This window comes from Streptomyces sp. ISL-99 (genome assembly GCF_018614005.1).
GTDB lineage: Bacteria > Actinomycetota > Actinomycetes > Streptomycetales > Streptomycetaceae > Streptomyces > Streptomyces flavidovirens.
In genome coordinates, this window is record NZ_JAGGPC010000012.1 from 25,332 (window position 1) to 39,229 (window position 13,898).

Below are 13,898 nucleotides of genomic sequence, written 5' to 3' on the forward strand. Positions count from 1 at the left end.
GAGGGGTTCGCGCAAGCCCATCGGCCAATTGAGCCGGTGTGTCGCACGATCTGGCTGATAACTCGAACTTTTTTGTTGCTGATCGGATCAACGAGCCGCTTTGGGAGTTCGCTTGCGGTCAGCGCGGGCGATTAAATTCGAACACTTATCTTATTTATGCGAGGTGCCGGGTCGTGCCTGGTGCCAGCGGTTCAGCAGCCCCTCGGGCACTTCCTCAGCCGTGAGCGCGTAGACCAGGTGGTCACGCCACCCACCGTCGATGTGGAGGTATCGGGGACGCAGCCCTTCCTCGCGGAATCCGAGCTTTTCCACGACCCTGCGACTGGGCGTGTTCTCGGGGCGAATACAAACCTCGACGCGGTGCAGACCGACCGTACGGAAACAGTGGTCGACGGCGAGCGCGACCGCCGTCGGCATGACGCCGCGGCCCGCCACCTCGCGGTCCACCCAGTAACCGACGTGCCCGGAGCACATCGACCCCCAGGTGATCCCGGCGACCGTCAACTGGCCGACCAGCTGCCCCCGGTACTCGATGACGAAGGGCAGCATCCGGCCGGCGTTCGCCTCCGAGCGCAGGTGGCGGACCATCTGACGGTACGTGGGGCGCTGGGCCACCGGGCCGGCCGGCGCGGGCGGCGGGATCGTCGCCTCCCAGGGGCGCAGCCAGTCGCGGTTACGCCGGTTCACCTCGCGCCAGGCCCGCTGGTCGCGCAGCCTTATCGGGCGGAGGGTGACATCGCCGTCCACCAGCTCGACGGGCCAGGACGAGACGTTCAGCTCGGGCTCCCGGGTCGGGGGGAGCCGGATCCGGAACCGGGGTGGTCGCCGCCCCGGATCTGGTCCACCGCGTGGAGCAGGAGGCGTTCCAGGACCGCGAGTCCGTCCCGTACGCCGCCCGTGGAGCCCGGCAGGTTCACGATCAGCGTCCGGCCCGCGACGCCCGCGAGCCCCCGGGAGAGCGCGGCGGTCGGGACCTTCGCGAGGCCCTCGGCCCGGATCGCCTCCGGAATGCCCGGGATGTCGTAATCGAGGACGCGGCGGGTGGCGTCGGGCGTGCGGTCGGTCGGTGAGATACCGGTGCCGCCGGTGGTGAGGATGACGTCGTACGCGGCGGCGACCCCGGCGCGCAGGGCCTGCTCCACCGGGTCACCGTCGGGCACCACCTGCGGCCCCTCGACCTCGAAGCCCAGGCCGCGCAGGCCCTCGGCGAGGATCGGGCCGCCCCTGTCGGCGTAGACACCGGCGGAGGCACGGTTGGAGGCCGTCACCACCAGGGCGCGGCGCGGCGGCCGGGGTGCGGACGCGTCCGGGGCGGGTGCGGCGGGCCCGGCGGCCGGCTCGTGGCTGTGGCTGTACACCTCTCCGGCGCGGGGACTCATGCCCGGCTCCAGTCGCCGGACTTGCCGCCCGTCTTCTCCTCGACCCGTACGTCGGTGATGACGGCAGCCTTGTCGACCGCCTTCACCATGTCGATCACGGTGAGCGCGGCGACCGTGACGGCGGTCAGCGCCTCCATCTCGACGCCCGTACGGTCCGTCGTACGCACGGTCGCGGCAATCTCGACCGCGTCGTCGGTGACCGTGAGGTCGAGCTTCACGCCGGACAGTGCGAGCGGGTGGCAGAGCGGGATCAGGTCGGGCGTGCGCTTCGCGCCCATGATGCCCGCGATGCGGGCGGTGGCGAGGGCGTCCCCCTTGGGGACCCCCTCGCCGCGCAGCAGCTCGACGACGCGCGGGGCGACGAGGACGCGTCCGGTGGCGCGCGCGGTGCGCGCGGTGACGTCCTTCGCCGAGACGTCGACCATGCGGGCAGCTCCCGCCTCGTCGATGTGCGTGAGCCGTTCGTGCGTACTCATTACGTGTGGCGCTCCCGGTCAGGGCCTGTGAGACCTGACACGGTACTCCCGCCGGGCCCCGGTCAGCCGAGCAGGACCACGTCGACATCGGTGCCGGGCTCGACCTCGGTCGTGTCCTCCGGGACGGTGATGAGGGCGTCGGCGCGGGCGAGGGCCGCGATCAGATGCGATCCGGCGCCGCCCACAGGGGTGACGGTGCCCGACTCCTCGTCGTACGTACCGCGCAGGAACTGGCGCTTCCCGGGAGGGGAGGAAAGGGGCTTGTCGGCGGTCAGGGCGGCGCGGACCTTCGGGCGGTGCACGTCCTTCAGGCCCATCAGCGCGCGGATCGCCGGGCGTACGAAGAGTTCGAAGGAGACGTACGACGAGACCGGGTTGCCCGGGAGGGCGAGCAGCGGGGTGTGCTCGGGGCCGATGGAGCCGAAGCCCTGCGGCTTGCCGGGCTGCATGGCGAGCTTGCGGAAGTCGACGCCGCTGCCGGACTCGTCCTCGCCGCCGACGGAGGACAGTGCTTCCTTGACGACGTCGTACGCGCCGACGCTGACGCCACCGGTGGTGACGATCATGTCGGCACGGATCAGCTGGTCCTCGATGGTGGCGCGGAGCGTTTCGGCGTCGTCGGTGACGGCGCCGACGCGGTAGGCGATGGCTCCGGCGTCGCGGGCGGCGGCGGTCAGCGCGAAGCTGTTGGAGTCGTAGATCTGGCCGGCCGCCAACTGCTCGCCGGGCTGGACCAGTTCGCTGCCGGTCGACAGGACGACGACGCGGGGGCGGGGCCTGACCTTGACGGTGGCGCGGCCGATGGCGGCGAGCAGGCCGATCTGGGGCGGGCCCAGGACCGTACCGGCCTCCAGGGCCAGGTCGCCCGCCTGGACGTCGCTGCCCCGCGCGCGGACATGCGCCCGCGCCTCGACAGGACGGTGGACGCGGACCTCGCCGGACGCGCCCTCGGGGGCACCGCTCGCGGCGCGCATGGTGGCGGCCGGGCCGCCGCCCGTACCCCCGTCGGTCCACTCGACCGGGACGACGGCTTCGGCGCCGGGCGGCAGCGGGGCGCCGGTCATGATGCGGGCGGCCTCGCCGGGGCGGACGGTGAGCGTCTTGCCGCTGCCCGCCGCCACATCACCGATGACAGTGAGGACGGCGGGGAACTCCTCGCTCGCGCCCGCCACATCGCTCGTACGGACCGCGTAACCGTCCATCGAGCTGTTGTCGAAGGGTGGCAGCGCGATCTGGACCGTGATGTCCTCGACGAGGACACAGCCCTGCGCGTCGGGGAGTTGCAGCTCGATGGGCTCGAGCGGGCTCACCGCGGCGAGGATGTCCTCAAGGTGCTCGTCGACAGACCAGATCGTGCTGCTCAAGGTGCCTGCATCTCCTCGGTCACATAACTGCGAAGCCAGGTCCGGAACTCCGGTCCCAGGTCTTCACGTTCGCACGCGAGTCTGACAATGGCACGCAGATAGTCGCCGCGGTCGCCGGTGTCATAGCGGCGGCCCTTGAAGACGACGCCGTGCACGGGGCCGCCCACCTTTTCGTCCTCGGCCAGGTGCTGGAGGGCGTCGGTGAGCTGGATCTCGCCGCCGCGGCCCGGCTCGGTCTTGCGTAGTATGTCGAAAACAGCCGGATCCAGCACATAGCGCCCGATGATGGCGTAATTGCTGGGCGCGTCGGCCGGCTCGGGCTTCTCGACCAGGCCGGTGACCCGTACGACATCGCCTTCGGCGGTCGGCTCGACGGCCGCGGATCCGTACATGTGGATCTGGGCGGGGTCGACCTCCATGAGGGCGATGACGCTGCCGCCGTACTGCCCCTGGATCTCGATCATCCGGGAGAGCAGGGGGTCGCGCGGGTCGATCAGGTCGTCACCGAGGAGTACGGCGAAGGGCTGGTCGCCGACGTGCGGCGCGGCGCACAGGACGGCGTGGCCGAGGCCCTTGGGGTCGCCCTGGCGGACGTAGTGCATGGTGGCGAGGTCACTCGACTCCTGCACCCGGGCCAGCCGTTCGGCGTCACCCTTGCGGCCGAGGGCCGATTCCAGCTCGTAATTGCGGTCGAAATGGTCCTCAAGGGGGCGCTTGTTACGGCCGGTGACCATGAGGACGTCGGAGAGACCCGCGGTCACGGCCTCCTCGACCACGTACTGGATGGCCGGCTTGTCGACGACAGGCAGCATCTCTTTTGGAGTGGCCTTTGTCGCCGGAAGGAACCTGGTGCCGAGGCCGGCGGCAGGGATGACAGCCTTGCTGATCCCGGGGTGCGACTGAGTCATGGGCGAACGATATCCGTTGCGTATGGGCGGAAGATTAGGCTCCGGTCAATAAATTCTCATACGAGGCGTTTTGTGGAGCCGCTGTGTTGTCTGACGAGCCTGACAAGGCCGGGTTGCGAGAAGAACTCCTCGGCATGAGGTCCCGGTTGACCAGGGATGACGTCGAGGAGGCCGGAACGGTTCTGGCCCGCAGGGCACTGGAGCTGCCGGAGTTCGCGGACGCCGGGACAGTCGCCGCGTACGTCTCCATCGGGAGTGAGCCCGGCACCCGCGCGCTGCTGGACGCGCTGCGGGAGCGGGGCGTACGGGTGCTGCTTCCCGTGCTCCTCGCGGACAACGATCTGGACTGGGCCGAGTACGAGGGCGCCGAGCGGCTCGCGCGCGCCCGGCTCGGGCTGCTCGAACCGCAGGGCGCGCGGCTCGGCGTACAGGCCGTCCTGGAGGCCGACGCGGTGCTGCTGCCCGGCCTGGCGGTGGACGGGCGCGGGACGCGGCTCGGGCGGGGCGGCGGCTCGTACGACCGGGTGCTCGCCAGGCTGGAGGCGGCGGGCGCGCGGCCTCACCTGGTGGTGCTCCTGTACGACGAAGAGGTGGTCGCGCGGGTCCCGAGGGAACCGCACGACCACCCCGTGAGCGCCGTGGTGACGCCTGGCGGTGTCAGGCGCTTCATGGCCTGACACCTGCGGTTCTACGGCCTGAGCACCAGTTTGTCGGTGGTGCTCTTCTCGACCGCCTCGTCGCTGAACGACCAGTCGAGCAGCTCGCCCTTCGCCCACTTGTCGGTCTGGTCGGTGTAGTGCGCGCTGTACGCGTGACCCGACGCGCCGGTGAGGTTGATCCAGCGGGACTTGTCGAGGTCGTTGAGGTTCACGACCATGCGCATGGAGGGCACCCAGATGACCTCGTAGCCGCCCGCCGCGTTCCAGCCGGTGGCGTTGACCGCGGCCTCGCCGCCGCCCAGGTTCCAGGGGCCGCGGTTGAGCAGCGACTGGACGAGGCCGGGGCCGTTCGTACCGAGCGTCTGGTTCTTCAGCTCCAGCTGGTGCAGGCGGCCCCAGCTCCAGGAGTCGACGTCCTTGCCGAGCTTGGCGGTCAGCTCCCAGCGGGCGTCCTTCAGGGCGCGGGCGAGCAGCTCGTCACGGGTGCCGGTGGCCTTGTCGAGGCGGGTGCTCGGCGCCTGCCACCACTCGTTCTTCTCGTCCTTGAGCATCTTGCGTACGACCTCGTACCAGCGGTCGCCGCCGTCCGGCTGCGCCGCGTTCTTGGCGCGCTGGCCGCATTCGCGGACCCGCTCGTTGAGGTCGTCGAGCGGCCCCGTGCTGTCGGCGGGCCGGACGGAGAGGCACTGGCCCTTGACCCGCAGCTCCTTGGGCAGCTTGTTGCCGAAGGCGAGCTTGAGGACGTTGCGCCACACCGCGTTGAAGTACGCGGCGGCCGCCGAGTCCGGCTCCTGGGTGTAGTCCCAGCCTTCGAGCAGCTTCTGCGTCTCGCGGACGTTCGGGTCCGACACGTCGATCTTCAGCAGGTGGGGCGTGAGCAGCTTGGCGATCTCGCTGCTGTTGTCCATCTGCATGGTGCGCATGTCGTCGGTGGAGATCTTGCCGCCGTCGGCGATCTTCGACTCGATGAGGTCGTTGATCCGCTGGCTGCGGGCGCCGTAGCTCCAGTCCTCGGTGAGGAGGTAGGGGTACTTCTCCTTGTCGATCACGGCCTGGTTGGCGGTGACGATGTAGCCGCGCTCCGGGTCGTACTCGTACGGCAGCTCGTCCTGCGGGATGAAGCCCTTCCAGCGGTAGCGCGAGTCCCAGCCGGCGGCGGGCGTGGTGCCGTCGCCCGCGTTGCGCACCGGGATGCGGCCGGGGGCCTGGTAGCCGATGTGGCCCTTGGTGTCCGCGTAGATGAGGTTCTGGGACGGGACCTCGAAGTGGGCGGCGGCGGCGCGGAAGCTCTTGAAGTCCGTGGCACGGTTCAGCTCGAACACGGCGTCCATGGACTTGCCGGGCATCAGCGCGGTCCACTTGAGCGAGATCCCGTAGCCGTCACCGCGGTCGGGAGCGGCGTTGGTGACCGGGGCCTTCTCGCCGACCTTGCCGAGTTCGTCGCTGCGGTCGGAGACGAGCGGTCCGTTTCCGGTGGAGCGAACGGTGATCTTCTTCGGCTTGCCGCCGGCGACCTTGATGGTCTCCTCGCGGGTCTTGAAGGGCTTCGTGCTGCCGTCGTAGAGGTAGCCCTCGTCGGAGACCTTCTCCAGGTAGAGGTCGGTGACGTCGGCGCCGAGGTTGGTGAAGCCCCAGGCGATGTCCTGGTTGTGACCGATTATCACGCCGGGCATTCCGGCGAAGGTGTAGCCCGCGGTGTCGTACTTGCAGGTGCTGGAGACCTGCCGGCAGTGCAGGCCCATCTGGTACCAGAGCGACGGCAACTGCGGCGCGAGGTGCGGGTCGTTGGCGAGCAGCGGCTTCTTGGTCGTCGTGTACTGGCCCGAGACCACCCAGGAGTTGGAGCCGATGCCGCTGCCGTTCGGGCCGAAGAGTGCGGGGATCTCGTCGAGGGCGTCGGAGATGCCGGAGAGCTGGGACTGGAGGCCCTGGGTGGCGCCGGCGGCGGAGTTGCCCGCGGTGCCTGCGCCGGTGCCAGTGCCGGTGCCTGTGCCGCTGCCTGTACCCACGCCCGTACCGGTGCCGGACGCGGTGCCGGTGCCGGTCCCCGTGCCGGAGCCTGAGCCGGTGCCGGAGGTGCCGGTGGCCTTCGGGTCGTACTTCTCCGTCGTCTCGTCGACCGCGCCCTCTTCGACGACCGTCTTGTTCCGGTCGTACGGATAGGCCGGGTAGAGGTCCTTGATCTGCTTCGCGCTCAGCCGGCTCGTCATCAGCGAACGGTCGATCTCGCTCTTCATGTTGCCGCGCAGGTCCCAGGCCATCGCCTTGAGCCAGGCCACCGAGTCGACGGGCGTCCACTTCTCGGGCTTGTAGTCGTTCACGAAGCCCAGAGCGGCGTACTCGACGGAGATGTCCCTGCCCTCGCGGCCTGCGAGGTAGGAGTTGACGCCCGCCGCGTACGCCTGGAGGTTCTTCTTCGTCTCCGGCGTCAGCTTGGTGTCGTACTCCTCCTGCGCGACCTGGCGCCAGCCCAGCGTGCGCAGGAACGCGTCGGTGTCGACCTGGTCGGAACCGAACATCTCGGACAGCCGGCCCGACGTCATGTGACGGCGGACGTCCATCTCGTAGAAGCGGTCCTGCGCCTGGACGAATCCCTGGGCGCGGAAGAGGTCTTCGTCGGTGTCCGCGTAGATCTGCGGAATGCCGTAACTGTCGCGCTTGACGTCGACGGGCCCCGAGAGACCGTCGAGCTCGATCGACCCCGTGGTCTGCGGGAAGGAGGCGCGCACCGTGCTGATGCTCCAGTACGTGCCGTAGCCGACACCCGCGACAAGGGCCAACACCAGCACGATCACGATCAGGCGGGCGCGACGCCCCTTCTTCTTGCCGGAAGAGGCGGTGGTGTTGGCGGGCATCGCTGTCCTTCGAGGGGCAGGGTGGTCCTTGAGTGCTGGAGCAACCATAGGCGCAGCGCTCCGGCGGCCTGGACGCGGTGCCTCCAACGGCGATCGTACGGACGATCGGGCGCGTCAAGGAAGCGTTAAAGATTAGGTAAGGTAACGAAGTACCGGCCGCCGGAGGAACGATCCGGCAGGCGTGCGAGGGAAGGAACGGCCGCTGACTGTCCACCAGCTCAATGAACTCCTGCTCATCTGCTCGCTCGTTCTGCTCATCGCCGTCGCGGCGGTACGCATCTCGTCCCGCAGCGGGCTTCCCAGCCTGCTGCTGTACCTCGGGATCGGGATCGCCATAGGGCAGGACGGCTTCTTCGACGTCAAGTTCGACAACGCCGAACTGACGCAGGTGATCGGCTATGCCGCGCTCGTGGTGATCCTGGCCGAGGGCGGCCTGGCCACGAAGTGGAAGGAGGTCAAACCCGCGTTGCCCGCCGCGGTCGTCCTGTCGACGGTCGGTGTCGCGGTGAGCGTGGGCGTCACGGCGGCCGGTGCGCACTATCTCGTCGGTCTCGACTGGCGGCAGTCACTGATCATCGGCGCGGTCGTCTCTTCGACGGACGCCGCCGCGGTCTTCTCCGTACTGCGCAAGGTGCCCCTGCCGTCACGGATCACCGGTGTGCTGGAAGCGGAGTCGGGCTTCAACGACGCCCCTGTCGTGATCCTGGTGGTCGCCTTCTCGACGGTCGGTCCGGTGGACGCGTGGTACGTCCTGGTCGGCACGATCGTGCTGGAACTGGCGATCGGCGCGAGCACCGGTCTCGCGATGGGCTGGCTCGGCGCGTACGCACTGCGGCGTGTGGCGCTTCCCGCGTCCGGTCTGTACCCGATCGCGGTCATGGCCATCGCCGTATCGGCGTACGCCGCGGGAGCCATCGCGCACGGCAGTGGGTTCCTCGCCGTCTATCTGGCCGCGATGGTGCTGGGCAACTCCAAGCTGCCGCACTGGCCGGCCACGCGCGGGTTCGCGGACGGGCTCGGCTGGCTCGCGCAGATCGGCATGTTCGTCCTGCTCGGCCTCCTGGTGACGCCGCACGAGCTGCTGGCCGACTTCTGGCCCGCGGTGATGGTGGGGCTGGTGCTCACGATGGTGGCGCGGCCACTGTCGGCGCTCATCAGCCTGGTGCCCTTCCGGATCCCGTGGCAGGAGCAGGCCCTGATGTCCTGGGCGGGACTGCGCGGCGCGGTGCCCATCATCCTGGCGACCATCCCCCTGGTGTCGGACATCGAGGGCAGCGACCGGGTCTTCAACATCGTCTTCGTCCTCGTCGTCGTCTACACCCTCGTCCAGGGGCCGACGCTGCCCTGGCTGGCGAAGTGGCTGCGGCTCGGCGACGAACCCTCCGAGACCGCCGACCTGGGCATCGAGTCCGCGCCGCTGGAGCGGCTGCGCGGGCATCTGCTGTCCGTCGCGATCCCTGAGAAGTCGAGGATGCACGGCGTGGAGGTGGCCGAGCTGCGGCTGCCGCACGGGGCCGCGGTCACCCTGGTCGTACGGGACAGGACCAGCTTCGTACCGCTGCCGACGACCGTGCTGCAGCGCGGCGACGAGCTCCTCGTGGTGGCGACCGATCCGGTACGGGACGCCGCCGAGCGGCGGCTGCGGGCGGTCGGGCAGGGCGGCAAGCTGGCGGGGTGGCTGGGGATGAACGGGAACGGGTCCCGTCACTGACACCCGCTGACATCCCCTTGATCGGCTTGATCACAGGCGGTGTGACGCAATCCGTACGCAATCACAGGTGCGTCAGCACAGATGCCCTGTAACATGAAGGCCTACTGATCGACCAACTCTGCCTGACGCAGAGCTGGCGCGACCGTACGGCGGCCGGCCCCCTCCAGTGGGTGTCCTGGTATCTACCGCCGGTCCTGCGCAAGAGGACAGCTCTCGACGGCTCCCGCACGCCCACACATCCGCGTGCACAGGGGAGCGTCACCAGGCGGCAGAAAGGCAAGGACCGTGTCCGACACGGTCACCACCACCCGCCCCGGTTACGGCCAGCTGCTCCGCACCCCTGGAGCCTGGACGTACCTGCTGCCCGGGTTCCTGGCACGCCAGCCCTTCGCGATGCTGACCATCGGCATCGTGCTGCTCGTGCAGCACACCACAGGGTCGTACGGAAGCGCGGGCGCCGTAGCGGCCGTCACCGGCGTCTCCATGGCGCTGTTCGCGCCGCAGAGCGGCAAACTGGCCGACCGTTTCGGGCAGAGCGCCGTTCTGATTCCGGGCGTTCTGGTGCACACCGCCTCCGTCGTCACGCTGACGGTGCTCGCGCTCTCGGGAGCGCCCATGTGGGCCCTTTTCGTCGCGGCCGTTCCCACCGGTGCGTCCGTTCCGCAGATCGGCCCGATGGTGCGGGCCCGGTGGGCCGCCAAGCTGGAGGGCTCCCCGCTGATGTCGACCGCCGCGGCCTTCGAGTCCGTGACGGACGAGTTCACCTTCGTCGTGGGGCCCGTTCTCGCGACCGCGCTGTGCACCGGTGTGCACCCGGCGGCCGGTCTGATCGCCGAGGCCGCGCTCACCCTGGTCGGCGGCCTGTTCTTCGCCGTGCAGCGGCGTACACAGCCGCAGGCGGGCCGCCTGTCCATGACCGACGGGCCGCGTGTGTCCGCGCTGTCCATGCCCGGCGTACGGGTGCTCGCGGGTGCCTTCCTCGGTATCGGCGCCGTCTTCGGCGGAATGCAGGTCTCCCTGACCGCGTTCTCCGAGGAGATCGGCAACCCCGGCGTGAACGGACTGCTCTACGGAACGTTCGCCGCGGGCAACATGCTCGCCGGCATCGCGTGTGGCGCGATCGCCTGGAAGGTCGGCCCCCGTCGCCGTCTGATCGTCGGGTACGCCGCGCTGACACTGGCCACCTCCGGGCTGTGGGCCGTGCACTCCGTGCCGCTGCTCGCGGGTCTGGGGCTGCTGGTCGGCCTGTGCATCGCGCCCGCGCTGATCACCGGCTACACGATGGTCGAAACGCTGGTGCCGGCTGCGGCCCGTACCGAGGCCTTCACCTGGCTGACCGGCGCGGTCGCGCTCGGCCAGGCCGCGGGCGTCACCGTCGCGGGACGGCTGGCGGACGCGAACGGCGCGAGCGCCGGATTCCTCGTGCCGCTGGTGGGCACCGCGCTCGCCCTGGCCACCCTGCTGGCACTGCGCTCGCGGCTCGCGCCCAAGGCCCCCGGACGGGTCACCGCACGTGGCGTGAGTCACCGAGTGCCTGTGACGGTGGACTGATCCCGCGGAATACGTCACTATGGAACGTCGTTAGCACTCATTGAGTGAGAGTGCCAGGAGGAGCAAGTGCCGACCTATCAGTACCAGTGCACCGAGTGCGGCGAAGGCCTCGAGGCGGTGCAGAAGTTCACCGATGACGCACTGACCGTGTGCCCCGGCTGTGAGGGACGCCTGAAGAAGGTGTTCTCCGCCGTCGGCATCGTCTTCAAGGGTTCCGGGTTCTACCGGAACGACAGCCGCGGCTCCTCGTCGAGCAGCACGCCGGCCACGTCGTCCTCGAAGGCCGCCGGCACGTCGTCCACGTCGTCGGGTTCCGACTCGAAGCCGGCCGCTTCGTCGTCGAGCGCGTCCTCGTCGTCCTCGGGGTCCAGCAGCTCGTCCAGCTCTTCCAGCAGCACCTCGGCCGCCTAGGACACACCCAGGCCCCACCGCTCCTGTGCGACCCCGCCGTTTCCGACGGCGGGGTCCTCGGCGTTTTCGCGCCCGGCTACTGTGACCGCCATGGCGAACGCGAACGCAGAGATCGGTGTAATAGGCGGCTCCGGCTTCTACTCCTTCCTGGAGGACGTGACCGAAGTCGAGGTGGACACCCCCTACGGGAAGCCCAGCGACTCGCTCTTCCTCGGTGAGATAGCGGGGCGGCGGGTCGCCTTCCTCCCCCGCCACGGGCGCGGCCACCACCTGCCGCCGCACCGCATCAACTACCGCGCCAACATGTGGGCACTGCGTTCCGTCGGTGCGCGCCAGGTGCTCGGGCCGTGCGCGGTGGGCGGGCTGCGGGTCGAGTACGGGCCCGGGACTCTGCTCGTACCGGACCAGCTCGTGGACCGCACGAAGGCGCGCGCGCAGACGTTCTACGACGGTGAGACGCCGGTGGACGGGAAGCTGCCGAACGTCGTGCACATGACCTTCGCCGACCCGTACTGCCCCGACGGACGCAGGGCGGCGCTCGCCGCGGCGCGCGGGCGTGAGTGGGAACCGGTGGACGGCGGGACGCTGGTCGTCATAGAGGGGCCGCGGTTCTCGACGCGGGCGGAGTCGCGGTGGCATGCGGCGGCGGGCTGGTCGGTCGTCGGCATGACGGGACACCCGGAGGCCGTGCTCGCCAGGGAACTGGGTCTTTGCTATACGTCGCTGACGCTGGTGACGGATCTGGACGCCGGGGCGGAGACGGGCGAGGGCGTCTCCCACGAAGAGGTGCTCAAGGTGTTCGGGGCGAATGTGGACCGGCTGCGCGACGTGCTCTTCGACGCGGTGGCGGGGCTGCCGGCGGACGCGGCGCGCGACTGCCTGTGCTCGCACGCGCTGGACGGGATCGACACGGGGATCGCGCTGCCTTAGTGGGGGTTCGCGGGCGGGCGTGACGGTGTGTGTGCGTGACGGTGTGCGGGTGTGCGGGTGTGCGGGTGTGCGGGTGTGCGGGTGTGCGGGTGACCGAGTTATCCACAGTGCGGGGGCAGTCCACAGGGCTCGGCGGGATCCGGGCGGAGCGTGGATCGTGAGGAGCGTTCAGGCGGAACTCCTCGTTGCAGGCGGTGGTCACCGTGTCCCTCTACCCCTACGTCCCCACTCCCCCGGCGCCCGTTCCCGGGCCGGATCCGTGCGGTGTGCCCGAGTTCGCCCCGCTGCGGGTGCGGGGCGGCAGGCACCGGCTCCGGCGCGCGGTGCGCCGCAGGAGGCGGGCGATGGCGGCCGGTCTTGCGATGACGGCCGCCGCGCTGGCCGCTTCGGGGGCGCGTGACGCGGGGCGCGCGGGGGGTGCGGCACACGCGCGGTCGCAGGCACCGGATCAGGCGCGGGCCGACGCGGCAGGGGCGTCGTCGCGGCGCGAGCGGCCGCCGGTCGAGATGGTGTCCGCTCCGGTACGTATCGCGGACGCCGCGACGGTGCGGCTGCTGCGCAGGGGAGACCGGGTCGATGTGATCGCCGCGGCGGGCGGCCCGCCGATGCCGGGCGAAGAGACTCCGGACGCACGGGTGGTGGCCGCGGGTGCGCGCGTGGCCGAGGTGCCGAAGGTGCGCGAGACCTCCGCGGGCGAGGGCGGCGGAGCGCTCGTCGTCCTCTCCGTACCGCGCACCACGGCCGCAGCACTGGCCGGTGTGGGCGCGACGTCCCAACTGGCGGTGACGCTGTGCTGAGTAGCACTGACGAACTGTCATGTCACGAGTACGGGGAGGGCGATTGGACAGGGCCGCCACCCGCTGACGTAGGTTTCGGAACTGTTTGCTCCGCCCCCGGTACATGTGAAAAGAGGCTCATTCGTGAGCGAGGAGAAAAAGCAGAGCGTTCTCGCGGGCTTCAAGGCCTTCTTGATGCGCGGCAACGTGATCGACCTGGCTGTCGCGGTGGTCATCGGCGCCGCGTTCACCAACGTCGTGAACTCGATCGTCAAGGGCGTGATCAACCCGCTGGTCGGTGCGTTCGGCACGCAGGACCTGGAGAAGTACAGCTCCTGCCTGAAGCAGCCGTGCAAGCCGGACGAGAACGGCGTGATGCAGGGCATCCCGATCAACTGGGGCCTGGTCCTCAGCGCGGCCCTCAGCTTCCTGATCACCGCGGCGGTCGTCTACTTCCTCATGGTGCTGCCCATGGCCAAGTACCTGGCGAGGCGGGCGGCACGGGACAAGGCGAAGGAGGCCACCACGGAGGTCATGGAGGTCACCGAGATCGAACTGCTGAAGCAGATCAGGGACGCGCTCGTCGCCCAGCGCGGCTCGGGCCACGACAACACGCCGTAGCCCGTCGCTCAGAGGTGGTGCGGCGGCTTCTCGTCCAGGAACCGGGCGAGATCGGCCGCGCTGCCGCCACTGCCGGGAGGCCGCTCGCCCCACCCTCGGTCCGTGTCGTCCGCTGATTGCTGGTCCAGTGGATCGCCGAAGTCCAGCGCCGGCTTCGGCCGCGGCTCGCGCTCGGCCTTCTGCTCGGTCGTCGGCTCCGGATCGCGCGGTCCGTGGGCGGGGGCGGTGCTCATGACTCCAGGGTACGGCGGACGGCC

General features: G+C 70.0%; 14 protein-coding genes. 7 read left to right on the forward strand and 7 right to left on the reverse strand.

What is annotated here, in order from left to right; genetic code table 11:
- Positions 1-150: 150 nt before the first annotated feature.
- The 5 genes from J7E91_RS07115 to galU all read right to left on the reverse strand — a co-directional run bounded on the left by J7E91_RS07115 (position 151) and on the right by galU (position 4,127).
- Complete coding sequence (locus J7E91_RS07115; RefSeq protein ID WP_028810918.1) at positions 151-777, reverse strand: GNAT family N-acetyltransferase; 627 nt, start codon at positions 775-777, stop codon at positions 151-153.
- On the reverse strand, positions 774-1,379 hold the full coding sequence (locus J7E91_RS07120; RefSeq protein ID WP_214900036.1) for a molybdenum cofactor biosynthesis protein B: 606 nt from the start codon (positions 1,377-1,379) through the stop codon (positions 774-776). Before J7E91_RS07120 ends, J7E91_RS07115 begins: the two co-directional genes overlap by 4 nt.
- Positions 1,376-1,855 (reverse strand): cyclic pyranopterin monophosphate synthase MoaC, encoded by a 480-nt coding sequence (moaC, locus tag J7E91_RS07125; protein ID WP_214900038.1) that lies wholly within the window; start codon positions 1,853-1,855, stop codon positions 1,376-1,378. The genes J7E91_RS07120 and moaC overlap by 4 nt, the downstream gene beginning before the upstream one ends.
- Positions 1,856-1,917: 62 nt before the next feature.
- Positions 1,918-3,219: a gephyrin-like molybdotransferase Glp gene (glp, locus tag J7E91_RS07130; RefSeq protein WP_214900040.1), complete on the reverse strand. Its 1,302-nt coding sequence runs from the start codon at positions 3,217-3,219 to the stop codon at positions 1,918-1,920.
- Positions 3,216-4,127: a UTP--glucose-1-phosphate uridylyltransferase GalU gene (gene galU / locus J7E91_RS07135; RefSeq protein WP_214900043.1), complete on the reverse strand. Its 912-nt coding sequence runs from the start codon at positions 4,125-4,127 to the stop codon at positions 3,216-3,218. The genes glp and galU overlap by 4 nt, the downstream gene beginning before the upstream one ends.
- Positions 4,128-4,213: 86 nt before the next feature.
- On the opposite strand from galU, the gene J7E91_RS07140 reads away from it, so the two are divergent.
- Positions 4,214-4,804: a 5-formyltetrahydrofolate cyclo-ligase gene (locus J7E91_RS07140; protein WP_285439036.1), complete on the forward strand. Its 591-nt coding sequence runs from the start codon at positions 4,214-4,216 to the stop codon at positions 4,802-4,804.
- An 11-nt stretch (positions 4,805-4,815) separates the two neighbouring features.
- Here the strand turns inward: J7E91_RS07140 and J7E91_RS07145 are convergent, their stop codons facing one another.
- A complete protein-coding gene (locus tag J7E91_RS07145; protein ID WP_214900045.1) occupies positions 4,816-7,641 on the reverse strand; it encodes a penicillin acylase family protein in 2,826 nt (941 codons plus the stop codon).
- 202 nt (positions 7,642-7,843) lie between these two features.
- Between J7E91_RS07145 and J7E91_RS07150 the strand changes: the two genes are divergently transcribed.
- The 6 genes from J7E91_RS07150 to mscL all read left to right on the forward strand — a co-directional run bounded on the left by J7E91_RS07150 (position 7,844) and on the right by mscL (position 13,641).
- On the forward strand, positions 7,844-9,352 hold the full coding sequence (locus tag J7E91_RS07150; protein WP_251015327.1) for a potassium/proton antiporter: 1,509 nt from the start codon (positions 7,844-7,846) through the stop codon (positions 9,350-9,352).
- 285 nt (positions 9,353-9,637) lie between these two features.
- Positions 9,638-10,903, forward strand: coding sequence for an MFS transporter (locus J7E91_RS07155; RefSeq protein WP_214900049.1), 1,266 nt, complete (start codon positions 9,638-9,640; stop codon positions 10,901-10,903).
- 66 nt (positions 10,904-10,969) lie between these two features.
- Positions 10,970-11,314 (forward strand): FmdB family zinc ribbon protein, encoded by a 345-nt coding sequence (locus J7E91_RS07160; RefSeq protein ID WP_214900051.1) that lies wholly within the window; start codon positions 10,970-10,972, stop codon positions 11,312-11,314.
- Between the two features lie 90 nt (positions 11,315-11,404).
- On the forward strand, positions 11,405-12,244 hold the full coding sequence (locus tag J7E91_RS07165) for an S-methyl-5'-thioadenosine phosphorylase (protein ID WP_214900052.1): 840 nt from the start codon (positions 11,405-11,407) through the stop codon (positions 12,242-12,244).
- Between the two features lie 203 nt (positions 12,245-12,447).
- The gene (locus J7E91_RS07170; RefSeq protein ID WP_214900053.1) at positions 12,448-13,041 is read left to right on the forward strand and encodes a hypothetical protein; all 594 of its coding nucleotides are present in this window, start codon (positions 12,448-12,450) and stop codon (positions 13,039-13,041) included.
- A 123-nt stretch (positions 13,042-13,164) separates the two neighbouring features.
- Positions 13,165-13,641, forward strand: a complete 477-nt coding sequence (gene mscL, locus J7E91_RS07175) for a large conductance mechanosensitive channel protein MscL (protein WP_214900054.1) — start codon at positions 13,165-13,167, stop codon at positions 13,639-13,641.
- Between the two features lie 8 nt (positions 13,642-13,649).
- Here mscL and J7E91_RS07180 read toward each other — a convergent pair whose 3' ends face one another.
- Positions 13,650-13,874, reverse strand: a complete 225-nt coding sequence (locus J7E91_RS07180) for a hypothetical protein (RefSeq protein ID WP_214900055.1) — start codon at positions 13,872-13,874, stop codon at positions 13,650-13,652.
- Positions 13,875-13,898 lie beyond the last annotated feature (24 nt).